We start from the raw sequence: 22,565 nt of genomic DNA on the forward strand, positions 1-22,565 counted from the left end.
AGAGGCCTATGAATACGATTGTAAACAGTTTGTTAGCGGAATAGCGTTGTGTCTTAGATACCGAAGATCTTAGCCATTGAAGACAATGGTATTGTGCTTGCCGCTAAGTTTCGTTTTTTGCAGTGCGTCTTTTGCGTCATCATACAGGGCAATAAAATCATTTGGACTTTCCGGAGTTAATGACGAAGCACCTATGGTGATTGTGAGCAGGTCATTACCGGCAATATCGAAGCTAACGGCTTCTTGGCTTAGGGTTTGTTTAATCCTGTTTGCTACTAGCACGGATCCTTGCAGGTCTGCTTCAGGTAATATAACAGCAAACTCATTCTCGCCAACGCGAACACACTGGTCGTATGGCCTTGCTGCGGCGCGGCTAACGGTATTCGTCATTTCTATTAAGACGGTTGTCATTTCTTCCGCTTCGTAATCGGCTAATTTATACTCAAAATCATCAACCTTGAAAACTAGCAAACCCAACGAACCCTTTGCTCGACGGGCTCTAGCGCATTCAAAGCGCAGTTGTTGATGAAATTTTTGATTGTTTTGGTTAAGTGTACTGGCATCGAATTGTACTTGATTTCGATAGTTCGCTAATTTGGTATGCGTTTGACAATGTGCTCTGATACGCGCTTTGAGTATTTCACCGATAAATGGCTTGGTAATATAATCTACAGCCCCTGCAGCGAATCCTTTTTCTTGAAAATCAGCCAGTGCAAATGCAGATAAGAAAATAACGGGAATGTCTTTAGTCTTTGGGTTTTGTTTAATTTCGTTACAAACAGAAAAGCCATCCATGCCAGGCATTTTCACATCCATTAAGATTAGGTCTGGCGCAAAGCTCTCTATTGCTTCTATCCCTTCTGGCGGCAAATGTGATGTTTTGACAGTGTACTCAGACTTCAATATCTGACTAACAATTTCTAGATTGGTTAAGTCATCATCGATGATAAGCACTTTACTTTTATTATTCACTATACACCTTTGTGAAACATCAATGTGACTCTTAGTTAAAATCTAGCGCTAGGAGCCTATAACGAAGCTTTATGCTTCAGACTGCACAGTATGAGTATGAAAGCGCTTAACTGTAAGGGAAAACTTATACGGTTAAGATAGTAATGTTTGCAATAAATAATGTAAAATTCAAACAAGAATTGAGTGTTTTTTAGACTCTAGTCGATGCTAGAAGGTGTTTTCTAACCAACTTTCATAGATAAGGCAGGCGGAAACACTGTCAACCTTGTCTTTACTCAGTTTTTTAAAGCCACCTAGGTCGAACAGCCTTGCTTTCGCATCAACGGTGCTCAAGCGCTCGTCATGTGTGACGACATTTAGGCCATAGCGACCATGTAATCGATTCGCAAACTTTTTGGCGCGTTGCGTAATTTCTTGCTCAGTACCATCCATATTTAACGGCAAACCAACTAATAAGCCATTAGGCTGCCATTGCTCAATGAGCTTTTCAATGGCCTCCCAGTTAGGAATGCCGTCGTTTGCTTTCAACGCTGATAAAGGAGCGGCAGTACCAGTAATACTCTGACCAATGGCAACACCGATACTTTTAGTACCAAAGTCAAATGCCAAGATCGTTTGATTTTGCATTTATGCGTGACCGACATCTTGAGTAAGTTGCCACACATCTACTCCTAGCTTATTTACTGCAGCTTGCCACTTCGCATGAATTGGCATGTTGAAAAGGATATCTTCATCAGCCTCAACCACTAACCATGAATTGTCTTGAATTTCTTGTTCTAACTGCTTCGCTTCCCAACCTGCGTAGCCCAAAGCCACGATTGATTTGTCAGGTCCTTTGTCATTGCCGAGTACCGCTAAAATATCTTTCGATGTTGTGACCATTAAATCGTGACTAACGGCAATGCTTGAGCCCCAGCCTGGCTGAGTTTGATGCAGAATGAATCCGCGATCCTGATTGACGGGGCCACCACAAACCACAATCTGTTCGCTCTTTGAGTCTTCAACCACGGCATCTTTATCCGCTTGGTGAATTAGCTCTCGAAATGTCATGGTCGATGGCTGATTAATCACAATGCCCATTGCCCCTTCTTCAGAATGCTCACACATATAAATCACCGAACGTTCAAAATATCGGTCAGTCATCGATGGCATTGCGATAAGCAATTGATTTTGTAAACTACTTAAACTTTTCATTAACCTTGGTCTTGTCCTATATCACTCTTTTTTCAATGGCATCGAATAACATGCCACAAATATTAATATCGTAAGCCGCTTCTATCTCTTTGACGCAAGTTGGGCTGGTGATATTGATTTCCGTTACCTTATCGCCAATTACATCTAGGCCAACAAATAACAGACCTTTCTCACTCATATTGGCTGCAATCTTTTCCGCAATCTGCCAATCAGAGTCACTCAACTTCTGAGGTCTTCCAGTACCGCCAGCGGCTAAATTACCACGTGTTTCATTTTTGGCGGGTAACCTTGCTAACGCATAAGGAACAACTTGTCCGTCAACGATCAAAATGCGTTTATCACCCTCAGAAATTTGTGGCATGTAGGCTTGGAACATGGCATAACGCGTACCTAACTCTGTGAGTGTTTCGATAATAACACCAAGGTTGTTGCCGTCTTCTTTCACTCGAAATATCGAGGTTCCACCCATGCCATCTAAAGGTTTGCAAATAATATCTTTATGTTTTGCATGAAACTCTCGAATGAGCGCTTTGTTACTGGTGACGAGCGTGTCAGGGATCAGTTCAGGGAACCACGAAGTGAAAAGCTTTTCATTAAAATCCCGCAAGGCTTGTGCTTTATTAACGACTAAACATCCGCGATGCTCGGCAAGTTCAAAAATTTGAGTCGCGAACAAAAACTCACTATCAAAGGGAGGATCTTTGCGCATGAGTAAAGTGTCTAACTCGCCCAAACAGATATCTTTTTCAGCAAGAAACGTGAACCAATTATCACTGTCGTCTTTCACACTCAGTGTTTTTGTCTTGGCTCTCGGCTCACCATTGTTAATGTACAAATCACCCATTTCCATGTAATAAATTTCATAACCACGCGACTGTGCTTCAGTCAGCATGGCAAAACTCGTGTCCTTTTTGATATTAATGGCGTCGATAGGATCCATTACTATTCCGAGTTTGATTTGTTTTTTCTCAGCACTCATCGCTTTTCCACTCTATTCATGTCTAATTATTAAATGGTCATTAATGCCCATATTTCAAGTTACAGATCGCCAAAAGTCGCTTGTAAAATTGTGATACTAGCAAGCGCTGCGGTTTCTGTACGCAGTACTCGAGGGCCAATATTAGCGCTCAAAAAGCCGGTTTGTTCACAGGTATATACTTCTTGTTCAGAAAGCCCACCTTCAGGACCGATTAGTAGCCTAAAACCTTTCACCGAGCGAGGAAGTTGAGAAAGGTAAGTACTTGCCCCTGGGGATAAAATGACTTTACTTTGTTCGGTGCTTTGTCCTAGCCAACGTGAGAGGGCAATTGGCGGATGCAAGGTTGGCAAAACATTTCGACCAGACTGCTCGCATGCCGAGATAATAATTTTTTGCCACTGCTCATGCTTTTTCGCCCAACGTTCCTCATTGAGCTTCACCACGCAGCGTTCTGTAATCACTGGTGTAATTTCAGTGACGCCAAGCTCTACTGATTTCTGAAGAGCAAAATCCATTCGGTCGCCTTTTGACACGCCTTGGGCTAAGTGAATACTTAAGGGTGACTCGCTGCGTATACTCAATTGAGTATTCACTAATGCAACGAGCTGCTTTTTAGAAATGCTAAGTATTTCAGCACTATATTCATTGCCATCACCGTTAAACAGAACGATAGGATCGCCTTGCTTCAAACGTAACACAGTATTGATATAATGGCAGAGCTCTTGCGATAGGGGAATTTCATTGTCTACTGACAGTGAGCAATCAACGTAAAAGCGAGATATTCGCATGCGACTTTTCTTCTTTCCAATTAACTACAAAGTTAAACGTATATTATCACGTCCAGTAGATTGGGTCTCTGAATCTTCTAACGAATGTGCGGTGATTATTTGAAGGTTTGTTGCCGAGCAAGGCCGCGCAGCTTACTGCTCTGCGCGACTAAATATTTTGCCTTGACGTATTTTCTTGCCTCGAGCATGAGGACTATTGCGTCCTTTTGACTCACTCAAACAAAATAAAAACAAAGACACTACGGTTACTATAACGAGCGCAAAAATATATATAGCCATTGCCAAATCCTATGACGTAGAGCACTAAACAGTGCGGTTAAATGAATCCCATCCTTGGAGAGCTTACATACTTTAGCCATTATACGATTTATTCTGGGTAAAACGTGAATAAATTCTCTTGATGAAAGTGTCTGCTATTAGCGACAGTCATCGGGGTATGAAATCTGACCAGTTACAAAGTGTTTCTAAGTCTAGCCAAAATGAATTAAATTTCAACTGCTTTTTAGTACAAAAGTTGTGCAAATCTGTGCTGGATGTGTCATTTGGATCAGAAACTCACTCTTGTCGGTAGCGCTTTCATTGTGTCTTACTGCTTGTTTTATTTATCATTAATGATACTTTATATACAGTTTGTTCGGTAGTTAGGCAAACACACAAAAAATAATAAATTACATAGGATATGTACCATGTTTGATTTCACCCAAGACGATATGTCGAAATACTTAGACGATTATATCATTCCTTTTGCAATAGACCTGGCAATGGCAATCGTCATTTATGTCGTGGGTAAGTTTGTTGTGAAACTGTTAGTTGCCGCTTTTGGTAAGTTATTAGCCAAGTCAAAATACGACGAAATGCTAATCAATTTCCTCAAGTCAATCGTTAACGCGGTGTTGATGCTGTTTGTTATTATTGCGGCCTTGAATGAACTGGGTGTTGATACTACTTCCCTCGCTGCCATTATTGCTGCGGCCGGTTTAGCAATTGGTCTGTCTTTGCAAGGTTCTCTGCAAAACTTTGCAGCGGGTGTCATGCTACTTGTCTTCCGTCCTTTCAAGAAAGGTGACTTTGTTGATGCGGGTGGTGTAGCTGGTTCTGTAGTCAGTATCGGTGTTTTCTCTACCATCATGAATACACCAGATAACAAAGAAATTATTGTTCCTAACGGCAATATCTACGGCGGAAACATTATCAACTTCTCCGCTAAAGATACTCGTCGTGTAGACATGAAATTTGGTATCGGCTATGGCGACGACCTGCTTAAAGCGAAAAAAGTGTTGGAAGAAATGGTAGGTGCAGATGATCGTATCTTAGCTGATCCAGCGCCAACTGTTGCAGTTGCCGAGCTTGGTGATAGTAGTGTGAACTTTGTTGTTCGTCCTTGGGTCAAATCCGGTGATTATTGGGGCGTCATGTTTGATTTCACGGAAGCCGTCAAATTGCGTTTCGACAAAGAAGATATCTCTATTCCATTCCCACAAATGGATGTGCACGTCCAGAAGCAAGACTAAACTGGATTTGTATAACTAGAGCTGCTTTTTGATAAGCGAGTGTTAGCCGCTCTTATAGATTAAAAACCACCGTTCCTAGTTCATTTAGGACGGTGGTTTTTTTATGCTGAGAGAGCCTCTCTCATTCTATCTTGCACAACTTCGACGAGTAGGTCTGGTTGGAATTTAGATATAAAGCGATTACAGCCTACTTTTTTCACCATCGCTTCATTGAAGCTGCCACTGAGAGATGTGTTTAAAGCAATAAACAAGTTACTCATTCTGGGATCTTCTCGCACTTCCGCGGTGAGGCGATATCCGTCCATTTCTGGCATTTCAGCATCGGTAAACATCATCAGTATTTCGTCCGTTACTTTGATCCCGTCATCGGCCCATTGTTGTAATCTGCGCAGTGCTCGTAAGCCATTTTTTTCTTCGATAATTTCTAAACCTAGCTGTGTGAGCGTTTGTCTGATTTGCCACCTGGCGGTAGCAGAATCATCGACCACTAAAATCTTTTTGCCAACGAGGTGCTTGGCAATATCTTCATCTAAGAGTTCTTCGTTAATAGTAGTGTCGTAGTCGACAATTTCGGAAAGCACTTTTTCAACGTCAATAATCTCGACTAGCTCTGATTGCCCATCCTGCTCGTAGTGAGTGATTGCTGTAAGGTAATTGTTTTTACCTGCAGTGCTTGGTGGTGGTTGAATATCGCTCCAACTGGTGTTCACAATATTCATGATTTGGCCAATCAAAAAGCCTTGAACGCTTCTGTTGTATTCAGTAATGATGACGTTTTCAGGTTTATATGCGGTATTGTTGTTTGTCATCTGAATCGATGAGCGTAAATCAATAATAGGAATAGATTTACCACGGTAATTGGTCACGCCAACGATATGATAGTGTGAGCCTGGCATTTTATTCATTGCAGGTACGGTAATAACCTCCCTGACCTTGAATACATTTAATGCGAAGGTATGCCTAGACCCAAGTTTAAACATAAGTAGCTCAAGGCGATTTTCACCTACTAGCTTTGTTCTTTGGTCTATTGACGACATTAAGTTGGACATATTTTTACTCTATTTATCGCACCACGCTTAAACGTCAGCGAGGCGCGTATTTTAACACTGTATGCGTATGCAAAACCGAGTTGTGATTAATGCTAATTACGATACAAGTATTGTCGGCCTATAGAGTTAACGGCCAAGTTCCTTTTGTCTTTACACTAAGGCCCACATTTCGGACGGTTTACTGCACTTTTATAAGTGATCAACGCTGCGTCCATTTTACTTTGTAAATCTTCGATACGTGTTGTAGGGCTTGGGTGAGTCGAGAAAAACTCTGCTTGGGATTCTCCACCACTCGCTTTGCTCATATTTTTCCATAACTCGACTGACTGTTTGGGATCAAAGCCCGCTTTGGCCATCAAGTCTAAACCAATTTCATCAGCTTCGCTTTCATGGGTGCGACTAAATGGCAAGGCGACAGCATATTGAGTAGTTAAACCCAGGCCCGACATAATCAAACCGCTATTGGACACTTCTTTTGCTTGCAGTACTTGGTTTACAATTTGTTGGCCCGTGCCAATCACGGCGTTTTGAGACACTCTTTCGTTACCGTGATGAGCGATTACATGACCTACCTCATGTCCGATAACAGCAGCAACTTGATGTTGGTTTACTGCTACATCTAATAAGCCTGTGTATACGCCTATTTTGCCGCCAGGTAAGGCGAAGGCATTTACCTGAGCATCATCAAAAACGACGACTTCCCATTCGCCATCAAACACGTCTTTAGACACGTGCTGAGTGATACTTTTAGCAATACATTGTACATATTCATTTTGCACCGCTTTATTAGATATTTTGATATCCGACTTCATCCCAGCGAATGCTTGTACGCCCATTTCGCTCAGCTGTGACTCTGGAAACAACAATAACTGAGAACGGCCTGTTGGCGACGTTGTGCAAGCGACTAGCGCTACACTCAGTAATGCAGCGGAACTGACCATGATAAATCTGCGAAGCATATTAATTCCTTATAAAAAAACGCCCCCATACAGGAGGCATTATTTGAATCTCAATGTACCGATTGGCACTCTGAACCTAAGCCTTGTGAACTATTATAGCCCAGCAGCTGCTCTCAGGTCATTGGCTTTGTCGGTTTTTTCCCATGGAAATTCATCTCTACCAAAGTGCCCATACGCTGCAGTTGCTTTATAGATAGGGCGCTCTAAGTCGAGCATAGTAATTAAACCATAGGGACGCAAATCAAAATGTTCACGCACTAAATTCGTTAACACATTATCACTGACTTTGCCTGTTCCGAAGGTTTCGACAGAAATAGAAGTCGGTTCAGCCACACCAATCGCATAGGAAACTTGAATTTCACAACGATCAGCAAGACCAGCGGCAACGATATTTTTAGCCACATAACGACCAGCATATGCCGCCGAGCGATCAACTTTTGACGGATCTTTACCTGAAAATGCACCGCCGCCATGACGTGCCATGCCACCGTAGGTATCGACGATGATTTTACGACCCGTCAAACCACAATCACCCATTGGACCACCTATAACAAAACGACCGGTCGGGTTAATGTGAAATTGCGTTTGTTTAGTAAGCCACTGAGCGGGAAGCACTGGCTTAATGATTTCTTCCATGACTGCTTCACGTAACACTTCATTACTGACTGAGTCACAGTGCTGGGTTGATAGAACCACTGCGTCGATGCCTACAGGTTTGTTATCTTCGTAAACAAAGGTGACTTGACTCTTAGCATCTGGACGCAACCAATTAAGCTTGCCGCTTTTTCTCATTTCCGCTTGCTTATGCACAAGACGGTGGGCGAAAGTGACTGGCGCTGGCATTAAGACGTCGGTTTCATTACTCGCGTAACCAAACATTAAACCTTGGTCACCCGCGCCTTGTTCCTCTGGTGAAGAGCGATCAACACCTTGATTAATATCGTTCGATTGTTTACCAATAGCATTCAATACCGCGCAAGAATCAGCATCAAAGCCCATATCAGAATGGGTATAACCGATTTCTTTTACCGTTTTTCTTGTTAACTCTTCTATATCGACCCAGGCTTTGGTGTTAATTTCACCGCCAACCAAAACCATCCCCGTTTTGACGAAGGTTTCACAAGCGACGCGCGCTTTTGGATCTATTTCTAAGATGGCATCTAAAACGGCATCTGAAATTTGGTCTGCAATTTTGTCAGGATGTCCTTCAGACACTGACTCTGATGTAAATAAATGGCTAGCCATGAATTATCCTATAGTTACAAACCAAGGGACGCGTTCTCAATAATGAACACGAATTGGCCCTTGGATTTTCGTTGCTTCAGTTCAATATCGACATTGTAGTCGAAAAAATGAATTTTACCAATCTTTACTTCTAGACGTCTAAAAGTCTAGTCGGGTTTAGGGCTGATACGGCTTGTCGAGAATTTTGGATGTTTAAAAATGCGATTAAAGCAAAAAAATCAACACAGAAACGCCGAATAATGATTGAACAAAGTCGCTCGGTGTATGAGAATACGCCCTCAGTTTGAGGAACCGCGGTCAAGCCCTCGGATTCTTACAGCATTATGTAATCGAAGTATCAAGGAGAGCTCATGCCATCACGTCGTCATTTAGCCAACGCCATTAGAGCGTTAAGTATGGACGCTGTTCAACAAGCCAAGTCAGGACACCCTGGCGCCCCGATGGGAATGGCCGATATTGCGCAAGTTTTGTGGACAGACTTTATGTCGCACAACCCGAACAATCCTAACTGGGCAAACCGTGATCGTTTTGTGCTTTCCAATGGGCATGGCTCGATGCTCTTATATTCTCTATTGCACCTCACAGGCTACGAACTGCCAATTGAGGAATTAAAGCAATTTCGTCAATTACACTCTAAAACCCCAGGTCACCCGGAATATGGTTATGCGCCAGGCGTCGAAACTACGACAGGTCCTTTAGGGCAGGGCATAACGAATGCGGTTGGTATGGCGATCGCAGAAAAAGTGCTTGCTGCGCAGTTTAATAGAGACTCATTCAATGTTGTTGATCACCAAACCTATGCTTTCTTAGGCGACGGCTGTTTAATGGAAGGCATTTCCCATGAGGCATGCTCTCTTGCTGGTACCTTAGGTTTAGGTAAATTGATCGCATTTTGGGATGACAATGGTATTTCTATCGATGGTGAAGTTGAAGGATGGTTTAGCGACGACACACCGAAACGGTTTGAGTCCTATGGCTGGCAAGTGATTGCAGGTGTTGATGGTCACGATCCTGAGCAAATCGCCGCTGCAATTGAAAAAGCGAAGGCAGAAACCTCTCGTCCAAGTTTGATTTGCTGTAAAACAGTGATCGGTTTTGGTTCGCCAAATAAGCAAGGTAAAGAAGATTGTCACGGTGCACCACTAGGTGACGATGAAATTGCATTGGTCAGAAAAGAATTGGATTGGCCGCATGCTGCGTTTGACGTACCTGCCGACGTTTATGCAGGGTGGGACGGCAAAGCCAAAGGTACTGAAGCCGAAGCGGCTTGGGATGCTATGTTTGCTGAATACCAACAAGCTCATCCTGAATTGGCACAAGAATTTATTCGTCGTAAAACCCATGGCTTGCCAGAAAACTGGGGGCATGACGCAAACAAATACATCAGAGGTTTGCAAGCAAACCCTGAAAACATCGCTACGCGCAAAGCGTCTCAAAATGCATTGAATGCTTTTGGTCCATTGCTACCTGAGCTCCTAGGTGGCTCAGCTGATTTGGCGGGTTCAAATCTGACTATTTGGTCTGGTAGCAAAGGTGTAAGTGCCGATGATGCTTCAGGTAACTATTTGTATTACGGTGTTCGTGAATTCGGCATGTCTGCCATGATGAATGGTATTGCACTTTACGGCGGGTTTAAGCCTTATGGTGCAACATTCCTGATGTTCATGGAGTATGCTCGAAATGCTGTGCGTATGGCAGCATTGATGAAGCAACCAGTCATATTTGTTTACACCCATGACTCGATTGGTCTAGGTGAAGATGGCCCAACACACCAACCAGTTGAGCAAGTTGTGGCTTTGCGTGCAACACCTAACTTAGACAACTGGCGCCCTTGTGACCAAGTTGAATCAGCCATTTCGTGGAAAGCTGCAATTGAACGCACCGACGGCCCAACGAGTTTGATTTTCACTCGCCAAGGTTTGCCTCAGCAGGCGCGTGATGCACAGCAGTTAGCCGATGTTGAACGTGGTGGATACATATTGGTTGATAGTGAGGGCACGCCTGACACTATTCTTATTGCGACCGGTTCAGAAGTTCAACTTGCTGTTGAAGCCGCTGCGAAGCTAAATGCAGAGGGCATTGCAACGCGTGTTGTCTCAATGCCATGTACAGATGTTTTTGATCGTCAATCTGCAGAGTACAAAGAGACAGTCCTTCCATCGTCTATTTCTAAGCGAGTTGCAGTAGAAGCGTTGGCGAAAGATACTTGGTATAAATACGTTGGTCTTAATGGCGCTGTTATTGGTATGGACACTTTCGGTGAGTCTGCACCAGCAGGCCAGTTATTCGAACACTTTGGTATTACTGCAGAAGCGGTTTATGCTGCGGCAAAAGGATTAAACTAAGGTTTGAATATCAGCACTAGCTGCTTGCTCATTGTTTTTAACGATGGGCAGCAGCCTGTCTTCTCTCGAGGTACATGCTAATGTTGCGTGTTGCCATCAACGGTTTTGGCCGCATTGGCCGCAATGTTCTGCGCGCTCTATATGAGTCGGGTAGACAATCCCACATCAAAGTCGTTGCTATTAACGAAGTCGCCTCTGCCGAGGGGGTAGCACACTTATTAAAGTATGACACTGCACATGGCCGTTTCAAAGGCACAGTAGATTACACTGATCAATGTCTAATCGTGAACGGTGACAAAATTCCACTTTATCAACAAAGCGATATCCAACAATTAAATTGGGCAGAACAAGCTGTTGATATTGTGTTGGAATGCACAGGGATTTACAGCGCCAGAGAAGATGCACAACAACATATAAAGAACGGTGCCAAGAAGGTCTTGTTTTCACAGCCTTGTGGGCAAGATATGGATGCTACTATTGTTTACGGCATTAACCATCAGAGTCTTCAGCCGAGCGATAAGATCGTATCCAATGGCTCCTGCACTACCAATTGTATCGTCCCCATTATTCAAGTATTGGACGAAGCGTATGGTGTCGAGAGTGGTACAATTACAACAATCCATTCCTCAATGCATGACCAACAAGTTATCGATGCTTATCACCCTGATCTGCGCCGTACTAGGGCTGCTAGCCAGTCTATCATTCCGGTGGATACGCGTTTGGCTGCTGGCATTGAACGCATATTACCGCGCTTTGCAGGCAAGTTCGAAGCGATTGCAGTTAGGGTGCCCACCATTAACGTAACCGCTATGGATTTGAGTGTCACTTTACGAGAAAAAGTCAGCGTAAATGATGTAAACACTGTCTTGAAGCATGCGGCTCGTGGCGCATTGAAACAGATAATTGATTATACTGAAGAGCCACTAGTATCTGTGGACTTTAACCATGATCCACATTCTTCGATTGTGGATGGTACGCAAACAAGAGTGAGTCATAAGCAATTAGTGAAAACACTTGTTTGGTGTGACAATGAGTGGGGATTTGCAAACAGAATGCTCGATACTGCATTGTATATGCACCAGTTGGAAGAGCAGGTGTAGTTCGCAAACAGCAGGTACAACTTTTAAAAATGAACAACTAAGTGATCGTCTGAAGGAGAAAATGATGCCTATTCGCGAAATGAAAGAGTTAGATTTACACGGGAAGCGAGTCCTGATCAGACAAGACTTAAATGTGCCTATTAAAGAGGGGGTTGTTAGCTCTGACGCACGCATTCGTGCATCGCTACCCACGATTAAACTTGCTCTTGAAAAAGGGGCAACAGTATTGATTATGTCTCACCTAGGCCGACCCACTGAAGGTCAAGCCGAAGCTGAATTCTCACTTCAACCCGTAGTGAATTACTTAAACGACGCTTTAGATGGTGGTGTTGAGTTAGCCAGCGATTATTTAAATGGCCTTGCATCAACAGGTGCAAAAGTCACGGTATTAGAAAACGTTCGCTTTAATGTTGGTGAGAAGAAAGATGATGATGCATTAGCGAAGAAGTATGCTGCTTTGTGTGATGTGTTTGTTATGGATGCATTCGGCACCGCACATAGAGCGCAAGCCTCTACTCACGGTGTTGCTAAATACGCAGATCAAGTCTGCGCCGGACCTTTACTCGCAGCTGAACTTGATGCTCTTGGAAAAGCGCTAGATAATCCGAAGCGTCCATTAGTTGCGATAGTGGGTGGTTCGAAAGTGTCGACTAAACTCACTGTACTAGAGTCCTTGGCGAGTAAGGTTGACCAACTTATTGTTGGTGGCGGCATTGCCAATACCTTTATTGCGGCTCAAGGACACCAGGTTGGAAAGTCCTTAGTTGAAGAAAGTTTAATTCCAGAGGCAAAACGCTTAATGCAAGCGGCGAAAGACAATAATGGTGAAATTCCAGTGCCTACCGATGTTGTCACGGGTACTGAGTTTTCAGAGACCACCCCAGCGAGTATCAAGCCAGTTGATCAGGTTTCTGATGAAGACATGATCTTCGATATCGGTCCTGAAACTGCTCAGAAACTTGCGGGTATACTGAAGGATGCAGGCACAATAGTCTGGAACGGACCTGTTGGCGTATTCGAATTTGATCAGTTTGGTGAGGGAACGAAAGCCCTAGCAATGGCTATTGCGGATAGCGATGCCTTCTCAATTGCGGGTGGTGGTGATACTTTAGCCGCAGTAGATAAATATAATATCGAGAATAAGGTATCCTATATATCAACGGGTGGCGGCGCGTTCTTAGAATTCTTAGAAGGTAAGACCTTACCTGCTGTTGCAATACTCGATAGACCATAATGTTTGGTTTTCGATACCAAAAATAATACAAAACGACGTGTGGGATGCACAACTCACCCAAACGGCGGGATATAAAGTTGGACACAAAACATAGCTTATATGAGCAGAAACTCTGCTCTTTAATACGAAAAAAGGAGCGTTGAATGACAACTCAAGCACAGCAAGACATGTTGGCGAAAGTCAAAAATGATGTAGGCTTTATTGCCGCATTGGATCAAAGTGGTGGTAGTACACCTAAGGCACTGAAGCTATATGGTGTTGATGAGTCCGCTTATACCAATGATGAAGAAATGTTTACTTGTGTTCATCAAATGCGTACACGAATTATGACGAGCCCAGCCTTCAACGGCGAACGTGTGTTAGGCGCTATTTTGTTTGAAAATACGCTTGATCGTGACGTTAATGGCCTTTCTAGTGCGGCTTATTTGTGGCAAGAGAAAAATGTCGTTCCTTTCCTAAAAGTTGACAAAGGTTTAGCTGATGAGGTGAATGGCGCACAGTTGATGAAGCCTATGCCAGGCTTGGATGAGTTGTTAGCAAAAGCGAACGCACAAAACGTTTTTGGCACTAAAATGCGCTCTGTTGTTAAGCTAGCGAACAAAGAAGGCATTGATGCGGTTGTTGCGCAACAATTTGAAGTGGGTAAGCAAATCATTGCTGCGGGTTTAGTTCCCATTATCGAGCCAGAAGTGGATATCCATAGCCCAGAAAAAGCGGAAGCAGAAGCATTATTAAGGGCTGCGATGATGGCAGAACTCAATGCCTTGTCTGCTGACCAATTCGTGATGCTGAAATTAACACTTCCTGAAGAAGCTAATTTCTACTTAGATTGCATTAATCACCCTCAAGTTTTAAAAGTTGTGGCTTTGTCGGGCGGTTACAATCGTGATACTGCGAATCAACGCTTAAGCGAGAATAATGGCATGATAGCGAGCTTTTCACGTGCATTAACGGAAGGTGTCAGTGCGCAACAGTCAGATGACGAGTTTAATGCAACACTCGATAGCGCTATTGAAGGCATTTATCAAGCATCCGCAAGCTAAAGCTAAGCGTATTTGATACCCCAAAAAAAAAGCGCCTTTAGGCGCTTTTTTAACGTATTTTTATGCTGTAAGGTGTACTTTCTAGGTACGCATTTTCCTGTTCCAAGTCAGCCAATAACAGAGGCGATAAATCAAACCAATTGTCCGGAAAATTTAACACAATTTTATCACTCGACAAACTGACGCTAAATTCAGGCAGTTGTGTCTCTTGACGGTTAATATTCAACAAAATACCCAAGCGTAAAATAACCAATAGTTTCATCACGGTGGCTTCGTCATAATTCACGAAATTGGGCAGTTCAGCCTGTTTGATCTTTTTACGGTGATAACGGACTAGCGTCGATAAGAGTTTTTGTTGTTCTTGGTTGAACCCGGGCAAATCAGTTTGTTCAATAATATAGCTAGAATGGCGCTGCACGCCTCGCGAGTTTATTTGTAAACCCACTTCATGCAATAGCGCAGACCAAGCCAGTAGATGGCGTAAATCCCAAGTGTTGATGCCCCAGTTTTCAGCGGTGCTTTCAAAAATTTGAATGCATGTTGCCCACACTTTTTTGGCATAGTGCGTATCGACATCATAGCGAGTGGCTAAACTCTGCGCTGTACGTTCACGAATACTCTTGTTATTTTGTAAATCTTGGATTTCATATAGCACACCCTCACGCAGGGCAGCGCTGCTTGTTTCCAGTTGAGGAATATTAAGACTTCTAAATATGGCGATTAAAATACTTAGGCCCGCTGCAAACACAGGTCTGCGATCTTCACTCAAGCCGGGCAGGTTAATTAAATCAGTGTGACCAGCATCAACACAATGTTGCATCAATTCATTCAAACCTGCTTTGGTGATTGGCACATCGTTTTCACTTTCGGCAACGGCACTTAATACTGCGCATATAGCCCGAATAGTGCCCGAAGCACCTATACTTGTGTCCCATGAAAAGCGCTTTAAGTTTCCAACAACCAACTCAATTTCTTGACGCGCGGCGGTAATGGCTCGTTGAAATGCTCGCTTACTGAGTTTGCCTTCGGGGAAATAGCGTTGCTGATAACTGACACACCCCATTTGTACGCTTTTGCATATACTAGGTTGTAAGTCCTCACCAACAGCAAACTCTGTAGAGCCACCGCCAATATCAATAATTAAACGATGACCTTGGGTTTCGGTAGTATGAGCAATGCCAGCATAGATTAAACGCGCTTCTTCTGGGCCAGAAATCACTTCAATAGGAAACGGAAATACCATTCTGGCCTTGGCCAAAAAGGCCCGAGCATTTCTAGCTCTGCGCAATGTATGAGTTGCCACGACACGAACATGCGAAGGGCTTAAGCCTTGCATACTCTCAGCCATGCTCTCAAGTGTGTTCAAGCCACGTTCCATGGCTTCGTCAGACAACATGTTTTTGTTATTGAGGCCGTCGGCAAGACGCACTTTATGTTTAATTTTTTGCACTGTCTGTAAGGAGCCAGCAACAACTCTTGCAATGACTAGGTGAAAGCTATTGGAACCTATGTCCAAAGCCGCGTAAGAGTTAACGTCGCGACTTTCGACATCTTCGAAAACATGTTCTAAGGTTTGCAAGCTACAATGCTTCCTTTTTAGTGAGGTAATTGTAAGTTTCAATTTGTGAACGCAGCTTCTTTCTATTGCCACGCTTTACGTAATTGTTTACTTGGTGTTCGTCGATGATACGCGCCTTTAAGGTATCTTTAAACTGCAGGTCGAGTAAATCCTCAATCATCTTGATTGCATCGGGATCATAGACCGGGCAACCTACCTCTACGCGGTGGTCCATATTCCGTGTCATCCAATCTGCTGAAGACAAAAATACTCGCTTATCACCACCGTTTTCAAACATCATAATACGTGGATGTTCTAAAAAGCGGTCGACAATACTGATGACTTCGATGTTTTCACTGAGCCCTTTTACGCCAGGGATCAGCGAGCACATACCACGAATAATGGCTTTGATTTGTACACCGGATTGACTCGCATGGTAGAGGTTATCGATAAGCTCTTTGTCGACTAGATTGTTTATTTTCAGTGTGATCAAGCCTTTGTGACCTTCTGTCACGCGCTGGATTTCTTGGCGGATCAAAGACTGGATCTTACTACGCGCATTAATCGGCGAAAGCTGTAAGTGCTGGAACTTAAGCTTTCTAAAAGGATTCTGGATCATGTCGAAAACTTGAATACATTCAAGCGCAAGCTCTTGATTACACGTAAATAAACTTAAATCAGTGTAAATTTTCGCGGTCTTTTCATTGAAGTTACCGGTACCGAAGTGAGCATAATGCTTGGTCACACCTCGTTCATCACGAGACACGACACAAAGTTTACTGTGGATTTTCACATTAGGGTTACCCAGCACCACTTTGATCCCTGCGTCAGTCATACGTTTGGACCATGCAATATTGGCTTCTTCGTCAAAGCGAGCGCGCAGTTCAACCACCACGGTCACCGACTTACCATTATCAACGGCATCGATAAGTGAATTGATGATGCGTGACTGTGACGCAACGCGATAAATATTCAGCCTGATGTGTTTCACTTGTGGGTCAAACGCAGCTTGACGCACAAACTCGGTAAAATGCAAAAACTCATGGTAGGGGTAATACAACAAGATATCTTTTGCTGCAATTGCCTGAAAAACGGTATCATGAGTGGCAAAATCTTTGTTGGTAATCTCTTGCAGTGCCTCGTTTTCAAGATAGTTTCTACCCACATTTGGAAAGCCAATAAAGTCTTTAAAGTTACGGTAATGACCGGCTGATTGAATCGTATCTTCAGACGAAATTCTCAAGCGTTTACGTAAATCTTGGATCATGTCGCTAGGCATGCCGTCATCGTGAATGATACGCACAGGCTCCGCAATAAGTCGTTGCTTCATACCTTCAGACATTTTTTCTACGTAACTTTCATCGATTTCATCGTTAATCGAATATTCCGCATCCCGAGTGATTTTGAAAGAGTATGCATCGGCTGAATCGAACTTTACGAAGCCCTTGAAAATGTCACCAAGACATAACTTTATTAAATCATCTATCAGGATGATTTGCTTTTTCTTTTTGGTCTTTTCAGGGGGCAGCACAATGAAGCGGCTAATGGAACTCGTCGGTATTTCTACCACTGCATATTTTGTATTTCGACCTTCGCGTCTTAAGGCGACATCTAAATAGACAGAGCTATCATTCAAACGCTGTATCAGTTGGACTTTACTATCCAACAGTATCGGTGCAACGTGCAACAGGACTTTACTATTAAAATAACGGCGTGCCCAAACAAGCTGCGATTCGCTGAGTTCATTGTGCTGTAAAATATGAATGTTGTAGCGGCGCAGCGTTTTAGTCACGTTTTTGTGAATTCGGTCAAAATGCTGTGATAAGTCGTGTACTTTTTCTTGAATACGTTTTAGTAATTCTTCAAAGACAATAGCTTGCGCTTCATTGCCATCATTATGAGAAATAGTAATTTGACGTTTTACATCAGCAAAGCGAACACGATAAAACTCATCTAGGTTATTAGAGTATATCCCGAGGAAACGAATTCTCTCGATAATTGGGTTATTTTCATCGGCGGCTTCTTGCAGCACTCGCTCATTGAATGAGAGCCAACTCAACTCTTTTGGGTAGTACAATTCAGTTTCATTTATCATGACAATATATTTTCAATTTTCTCAGTATTAACAAACAGTGACGAAAGGCGTCTTTATGCGACCTTAAATCATTGCATTCATCCATGACAATCGTATGACTATCTTATTGCGATGGTAAGACGGCAATTTCAACCATCACATCATCAGTAATTTCCTCTATGGCGTCCTGAACTTTGTCTAGGTCCAATTCGGGTGCTGCAGCAATGGTGACTCTCGCTGTGAATAACAAATTCCCCCAATTCGGTGCGCTTTCACACGTCGTGGCCATCTCTGTAATATTGATATCAAAGGTTTTTAAGGTTGAGGTAATATCGCTGACAATCCCGCGTCGATCGTTCCCAGTCACTGTAATAATGGCTGATTTCTGCGCAGATTTGTCGGCTTGGCTATGCAAATCAGCTGAGGGAACAAGCGTGATTTTTAGATTAGCCAGCTTGTGGCAAGACGCGACAAGCTCATTGTGCATTTCCTGTGGTAGCATCACTTCTATAAAGCCCGCAAACTGTCCAGATAGCTGACAAAAACTGCTACGCAGCCAATTACCCTGGGCATCAGTAATGCACTTTGCAATTGCGTCCACCAAACCCGGTTGGTCATCACCCACAATTGTTAATACCATTGCTTGCATAATAGATTCTTCCTTAGCTATTGATTTGTTTTGAGTATAGTGCTTTAGTAGCGCCAAGTCATTCGGTGTTTTCATCCCAAATTTATAAGCTAAATGAATAATCAACAAAGAGAATTTAATCAAGAGCGATTTCGTAAAGATTGGATTGCTCGACAAGTCGTTACCGTTTTTGGCTGGCTTGTCTTGGCTACCTTTTTGTTAATTATTTGGCATATTTTTAGTAACGCCTTCCCTTTATTCAAAACCCCACAAGCCGCGCTCAGTGAAACTTATATCTCGGATACCCAAGCGACCAGCTCTCGTTCTGCGCCCCAAGAAACGACACTGAGCTTTCATAGCATGTTGGAGTTATCCAATGGCTACCATACTTTGGCGGTAGATAGTTGCGACTTAGTTGTTTATGCCAATGCACGGCAAGCGACACCGACTTTTCTGTCTGCTGCCCGTATCGCTGAAGCGACTGCATATCGCAGCTTGCAGGAAGTGAAGCGAGTTCCCTTCTCCTGCCAGCATCAATTTGTCTTCCCAAGCAGTGGTAATTTCGATTATACCGGAGTGATTACGCCCAGTGGTCTATTTGAATTATATAAGTTGAGATATACCGGTTCTGCCTATGAGTTTACCCTGGAAAGCTCTATCGCTTTGCGTAAAGAACATGCTTTTGGCAAAGTGTTTTCACTTTCCATCTCGAACAACTACGTGATGCTAGGGTCACTTGATAAGACTCAATTGCATACCTATTGGTTTGATAAGCTGCACCCTGAACGCTTTGAGTATCGGGCATTTGACAATGTTCAGCACTTTCAATTGATATCGCGTTCTAGGCAGTTGGTGACCATAAATGAGAACGTTTGGACCTTATATGACAAAGACAAGCAACAGCTTGATCTTCAAATATTACGCGCTCCTATTCAGCAATTAATCATGGCGCCAAGTCAACGGGCAATGTTTACCTTGAATTCAAAAGGCGAATTCACTAAGTGGCTGATGCAAAACCAAGGTGGCAAGTTTGTCTTTACTGAGAATGTGAGTGATGTAGCAGAGTTGGATAAACGGATCGCAAGTATTGCATTTGATAGTAACTCAAATGCCGCATTGGTCTTTTTTGAAGACCGATCGCATGCCTTTTTGAATCGAGTCACCAATCAATTATTCGGTGAACAAAACTTGGGCGTTAATGCGGATACAAGCTATTGGTTCAATGAGTCGGTCTATGTTGTCGTTTCAGATCGCGTGTACGAGCTAGCTATCCGCGATCTGCAAGGAATTACCACAGCCAAAAGCTTATTCGCAGAAGTGTGGTATGAAGGTCATGCATCGCCAGAATTTGTTTGGCAAACCAGTAGCGCGACGGCGCATTACGAGACCAAAATGAGTATTGTGCCACTCATCATTGGTAGCTTAAAAGCATCGTTTTTAGCATTGTTCGTGGCTATCCCCTTGGCTCTGGGGGCTGCTGTTTATACGTCCTTTTTTGCTGACCCAAAAATAAGACACTATATTAAACCTGCCATTGAAATGTTAGAAGCCGTGCCGTCAGTCGTCATTGGTTTTATTGCTGCCGTTTGGTTGGTGCCGATAGCTGAAGAGTTTCTTTTGTCCGTTATCTTGTTCCTTATTTTACTTCCAATTGCATTAGTATCTAGTGCAATGTTACACACTAAAATAAGCAATCTGATAAAAGACAGAGTAGGGCAGCAATGGGAGCTAGCCTTTATAGCTTCGGGCGTTATTCTACTTGGATTGTTTTGCTTCTCTTTAAGTGATGTTTGGCGTTTGCTGCTGTTTGGCACAGAGGCCTTAGCTGAATCGGGCTCAAACTCGGCGCAAGTACTGAATATTTCGAAAACAACTATAGTGGTTGCGATTGCACTTGGCGTTGCAATATCACCCAGTATTTATTCTTTGGCCGAAGATGCTTTGTTTGAAGTCCCGGATAGCATTAAACAAGCATCATATGCGCTTGGGGCTACCAAATTGCAGACCTTGCGAAATGTTATTATTGCTGTGGCGTTTCCCAGCATACTATCGGCAATTATGCTCGGCTTTGGTCGTGCCTTTGGCGAGACGATGATCGTGCTTATGGTCACTGGCAATACAGCTATTAGTGATTGGAACATATTAGAAGGCTTGCGCTCGATGACAGCGAATTTAGCCATCGAGCTGTCGGAAGCCAGTAGTGATAGTAGTCACTTTAATATTCTATTCTTGACCGCAGGTATCTTGTTTATTTTTACCTTTATCGTCAATACAGCGGCTGAAATTCTCCGCAATCGACTCAGGCTGTTGTACAACTATGCTTAAGTTTACACCCCAACAGAAGCAAAATATTACCAGCTTTGGCACTGGTTTAAGTGCTGCTGTATTGCTCATTGTTTTGTTCAGTTTAGTATTTTTTATTGTACTTAAGGGAAGTGCCTACTTCTGGCCTTCTCAAGTGTTTAAAGTGACCACTTACGAAAGTGACGCTGAACTAGGAAAGCCTGTTGATACTGGTCGTTTTGTGCGAAGTGCTAGTGATATTGACGTCTTTAGCCAAAGCATTGTTGATAAACTAGATGTTCAGTTCGCCAATGCCACATTAGCCATGCCTCAGGTCGTAGTGGAGAAGGTGGAAGATGTGTATCAAATTAATATGTATTCTGGCGCCGCTATGCATGGATTTTTTGAGTACATATCGACCAATGAAAATACCTATTTTTCTTTAGATGCGCTGAATGATGTGCAGACTGATGTGGAACTCTTACAGGAGGAGCTGAGCGGTATTCAAAATAATCATTTAATTCAATTGCATCGCAATATTGCAAGCTTAAACCAAAATCAGGTCTCTCAAGATGCACCAGCACGCATAAAAGAACAGGCGGACTTCGACTATTGGCAGAGTCGAGCTGATATTTTGAATGAAAAAATTAATGCTTATCGACTTGTGTTTACCGATGCTATGGGGCAGCGTTTTTCGCTCTATCTGAAAGACATTGAGCGCTTGTTTAAACCCAATCAACTGACTTGGGTGGATAAATTTTCCTACGCTGCGGAAAAAATGGTGGCATTTGTTAGCGAGTCACCCAAACAAGCATCCACCAGTGGCGGTGTATTTCCTGCGCTATTTGGCACTGTACTGATGGTCATATTGATGGCGATCATCGTCGCGCCTTTTGGCGCGATGGCTGCCATTTACTTGCATGAATATGCACCAAATAACAAGACAACATCGGTCATCCGTATTTGTGTTAGCAATATGGCCGGTGTCCCATCCGTAGTATATGGCGTGTTTGGTCTAGGCTTCTTTGTGTATACTTTGGGCGGTTCAATTGACGAATTATTTTATAGTAGTGCCTTGCCTTCCCCCACCTTTGGTACACCTGGCTTGTTTTGGGCTGCACTTACCATGGCGTTGTTAACCTTGCCCGTGGTAATCGTGTCCACTGAAGAGGGCTTACGCAGAGTGCCAAAAGGTCTGCGCTCTGGCAGTTATGCACTTGGAGCAACAAAAATTGAGACAATCTGGAAAACCGTATTGCCCATTGCTAGCCCAGGTATTATGACCGGTGTCATTCTCGCCGTTGCAAGAGCGGCCGGTGAAGTTGCCCCCTTGATTTTGGTTGGCGCGGTGAAATTTGCGCCAAGCTTACCGATAGATGGAGAATTTCCTTTTATCCATTTTGAAAGACAATTTATGCATTTAGGTGTCTTTGTTTATGACGGCGCATTTCACAATCAAACGAATACACAGGGTTCTTCTATGATGTTTGCTAGTTGTATGCTCTTACTATTGATTGTTTTTGTGTTAAATTTATCGGCGATAATTGTGCGTAACAAACTACGTGATCGCTACCTTAGAATATAGTGGAAAGGCACCCATTGA

18 protein-coding genes are annotated in these 22,565 nt (G+C 43.2%); 7 read left to right on the forward strand and 11 right to left on the reverse strand.

From position 1 onward, the window contains the following. Window positions 1-69: 69 nt before the first annotated feature. The 5 genes from RM556_RS04140 to RM556_RS04160 all read right to left on the reverse strand — a co-directional run bounded on the left by RM556_RS04140 (window position 70) and on the right by RM556_RS04160 (window position 3,933). Entirely contained in the window at window positions 70-972 is a 903-nt protein-coding gene (locus RM556_RS04140) for a response regulator (protein WP_311361986.1), read from the reverse strand. Between the two features lie 207 nt (window positions 973-1,179). Next, window positions 1,180-1,599 carry a Holliday junction resolvase RuvX gene (ruvX, locus tag RM556_RS04145; RefSeq protein WP_311361987.1) on the reverse strand — a complete coding sequence of 140 codons (420 nt, stop codon included), beginning with the start codon at window positions 1,597-1,599 and terminating at the stop codon, window positions 1,180-1,182. After that, window positions 1,600-2,166, reverse strand: a complete 567-nt coding sequence (locus RM556_RS04150) for a YqgE/AlgH family protein (protein WP_311373923.1) — start codon at window positions 2,164-2,166, stop codon at window positions 1,600-1,602. 16 nt (window positions 2,167-2,182) lie between these two features. Beyond that, entirely contained in the window at window positions 2,183-3,145 is a 963-nt protein-coding gene (gene gshB, locus RM556_RS04155) for a glutathione synthase (protein WP_311361989.1), read from the reverse strand. Window positions 3,146-3,204: 59 nt separating this feature from the next. Next, complete coding sequence (locus RM556_RS04160) at window positions 3,205-3,933, reverse strand: 16S rRNA (uracil(1498)-N(3))-methyltransferase (RefSeq protein WP_311361990.1); 729 nt, start codon at window positions 3,931-3,933, stop codon at window positions 3,205-3,207. A gap of 686 nt (window positions 3,934-4,619) precedes the next feature. On the opposite strand from RM556_RS04160, the gene RM556_RS04165 reads away from it, so the two are divergent. Beyond that, on the forward strand, window positions 4,620-5,444 hold the full coding sequence (locus tag RM556_RS04165; protein WP_311361991.1) for a mechanosensitive ion channel domain-containing protein: 825 nt from the start codon (window positions 4,620-4,622) through the stop codon (window positions 5,442-5,444). A 101-nt stretch (window positions 5,445-5,545) separates the two neighbouring features. On the opposite strand, the gene RM556_RS04170 is transcribed toward RM556_RS04165, so the two are convergent. The 3 genes from RM556_RS04170 to metK form a co-directional block, all read right to left on the reverse strand. Continuing rightward, complete coding sequence (locus RM556_RS04170; RefSeq protein ID WP_311361992.1) at window positions 5,546-6,493, reverse strand: chemotaxis protein CheV; 948 nt, start codon at window positions 6,491-6,493, stop codon at window positions 5,546-5,548. Between the two features lie 155 nt (window positions 6,494-6,648). Continuing rightward, window positions 6,649-7,452, reverse strand: coding sequence for a M48 family metallopeptidase (locus RM556_RS04175; protein WP_311373924.1), 804 nt, complete (start codon window positions 7,450-7,452; stop codon window positions 6,649-6,651). 93 nt (window positions 7,453-7,545) lie between these two features. After that, entirely contained in the window at window positions 7,546-8,697 is a 1,152-nt protein-coding gene (gene metK / locus RM556_RS04180; RefSeq protein ID WP_311361994.1) for a methionine adenosyltransferase, read from the reverse strand. Between the two features lie 350 nt (window positions 8,698-9,047). Between metK and tkt the strand changes: the two genes are divergently transcribed. The 4 genes from tkt to RM556_RS04200 all read left to right on the forward strand — a co-directional run bounded on the left by tkt (window position 9,048) and on the right by RM556_RS04200 (window position 14,419). Next, complete coding sequence (tkt, locus tag RM556_RS04185; protein WP_311361995.1) at window positions 9,048-11,042, forward strand: transketolase; 1,995 nt, start codon at window positions 9,048-9,050, stop codon at window positions 11,040-11,042. Window positions 11,043-11,122: 80 nt separating this feature from the next. Beyond that, window positions 11,123-12,142 carry an erythrose-4-phosphate dehydrogenase gene (gene epd, locus RM556_RS04190; protein WP_311373925.1) on the forward strand — a complete coding sequence of 340 codons (1,020 nt, stop codon included), beginning with the start codon at window positions 11,123-11,125 and terminating at the stop codon, window positions 12,140-12,142. A gap of 64 nt (window positions 12,143-12,206) precedes the next feature. Next, window positions 12,207-13,376, forward strand: a complete 1,170-nt coding sequence (locus tag RM556_RS04195; protein ID WP_311374077.1) for a phosphoglycerate kinase — start codon at window positions 12,207-12,209, stop codon at window positions 13,374-13,376. Between the two features lie 143 nt (window positions 13,377-13,519). Beyond that, window positions 13,520-14,419 carry a fructose bisphosphate aldolase gene (locus tag RM556_RS04200; protein ID WP_311373926.1) on the forward strand — a complete coding sequence of 300 codons (900 nt, stop codon included), beginning with the start codon at window positions 13,520-13,522 and terminating at the stop codon, window positions 14,417-14,419. A gap of 49 nt (window positions 14,420-14,468) precedes the next feature. On the opposite strand, the gene ppx is transcribed toward RM556_RS04200, so the two are convergent. The 3 genes from ppx to RM556_RS04215 form a co-directional block, all read right to left on the reverse strand. After that, entirely contained in the window at window positions 14,469-15,998 is a 1,530-nt protein-coding gene (ppx, locus tag RM556_RS04205) for an exopolyphosphatase (RefSeq protein ID WP_311373927.1), read from the reverse strand. 1 nt (window position 15,999) lies between these two features. Continuing rightward, window positions 16,000-18,069, reverse strand: coding sequence for a polyphosphate kinase 1 (gene ppk1 / locus RM556_RS04210; protein WP_311374078.1), 2,070 nt, complete (start codon window positions 18,067-18,069; stop codon window positions 16,000-16,002). Between the two features lie 106 nt (window positions 18,070-18,175). After that, window positions 18,176-18,700 (reverse strand): ACT domain-containing protein, encoded by a 525-nt coding sequence (locus RM556_RS04215; RefSeq protein ID WP_311361999.1) that lies wholly within the window; start codon window positions 18,698-18,700, stop codon window positions 18,176-18,178. Between the two features lie 93 nt (window positions 18,701-18,793). Between RM556_RS04215 and RM556_RS04220 the strand changes: the two genes are divergently transcribed. Together RM556_RS04220 and pstA are read left to right on the forward strand one after the other, a co-directional pair. After that, window positions 18,794-21,004 (forward strand): ABC transporter permease subunit, encoded by a 2,211-nt coding sequence (locus tag RM556_RS04220; protein WP_311373928.1) that lies wholly within the window; start codon window positions 18,794-18,796, stop codon window positions 21,002-21,004. Further along, window positions 20,997-22,547, forward strand: coding sequence for a phosphate ABC transporter permease PstA (gene pstA / locus RM556_RS04225; RefSeq protein WP_311362001.1), 1,551 nt, complete (start codon window positions 20,997-20,999; stop codon window positions 22,545-22,547). The genes RM556_RS04220 and pstA overlap by 8 nt, the downstream gene beginning before the upstream one ends. The last annotated feature ends 18 nt before the right edge of the window (window positions 22,548-22,565 follow it).

The organism is Alteromonas sp. W364 (genome assembly GCF_031846205.1).
Lineage (GTDB): Bacteria > Pseudomonadota > Gammaproteobacteria > Enterobacterales > Alteromonadaceae > Glaciecola > Glaciecola blandensis.

Bases quoted from the DNA above. Each gene is read 5' to 3' on its own strand.
- ruvX (WP_311361987.1), bottom strand. From the start codon at position 1,599: ATGCAAAATCAAACGATCTTGGCATTTGACTTTGGTACTAAAAGTATC.
- RM556_RS04150 (WP_311373923.1), bottom strand. From the start codon at position 2,166: ATGAAAAGTTTAAGTAGTTTACAAAATCAATTGCTTATCGCAATGCCA.
- gshB (WP_311361989.1), bottom strand. From the start codon at position 3,145: ATGAGTGCTGAGAAAAAACAAATCAAACTCGGAATAGTAATGGATCCT.
- RM556_RS04160 (WP_311361990.1), bottom strand. From the start codon at position 3,933: ATGCGAATATCTCGCTTTTACGTTGATTGCTCACTGTCAGTAGACAAT.
- RM556_RS04165 (WP_311361991.1), top strand. From the start codon at position 4,620: ATGTTTGATTTCACCCAAGACGATATGTCGAAATACTTAGACGATTAT.
- RM556_RS04170 (WP_311361992.1), bottom strand. From the start codon at position 6,493: ATGTCCAACTTAATGTCGTCAATAGACCAAAGAACAAAGCTAGTAGGT.
- RM556_RS04175 (WP_311373924.1), bottom strand. From the start codon at position 7,452: ATGCTTCGCAGATTTATCATGGTCAGTTCCGCTGCATTACTGAGTGTA.
- metK (WP_311361994.1), bottom strand. From the start codon at position 8,697: ATGGCTAGCCATTTATTTACATCAGAGTCAGTGTCTGAAGGACATCCT.
- tkt (WP_311361995.1), top strand. From the start codon at position 9,048: ATGCCATCACGTCGTCATTTAGCCAACGCCATTAGAGCGTTAAGTATG.
- epd (WP_311373925.1), top strand. From the start codon at position 11,123: ATGTTGCGTGTTGCCATCAACGGTTTTGGCCGCATTGGCCGCAATGTT.
- RM556_RS04195 (WP_311374077.1), top strand. From the start codon at position 12,207: ATGCCTATTCGCGAAATGAAAGAGTTAGATTTACACGGGAAGCGAGTC.
- RM556_RS04200 (WP_311373926.1), top strand. From the start codon at position 13,520: ATGACAACTCAAGCACAGCAAGACATGTTGGCGAAAGTCAAAAATGAT.
- RM556_RS04215 (WP_311361999.1), bottom strand. From the start codon at position 18,700: ATGCAAGCAATGGTATTAACAATTGTGGGTGATGACCAACCGGGTTTG.
- RM556_RS04220 (WP_311373928.1), top strand. From the start codon at position 18,794: ATGAATAATCAACAAAGAGAATTTAATCAAGAGCGATTTCGTAAAGAT.
- pstA (WP_311362001.1), top strand. From the start codon at position 20,997: ATGCTTAAGTTTACACCCCAACAGAAGCAAAATATTACCAGCTTTGGC.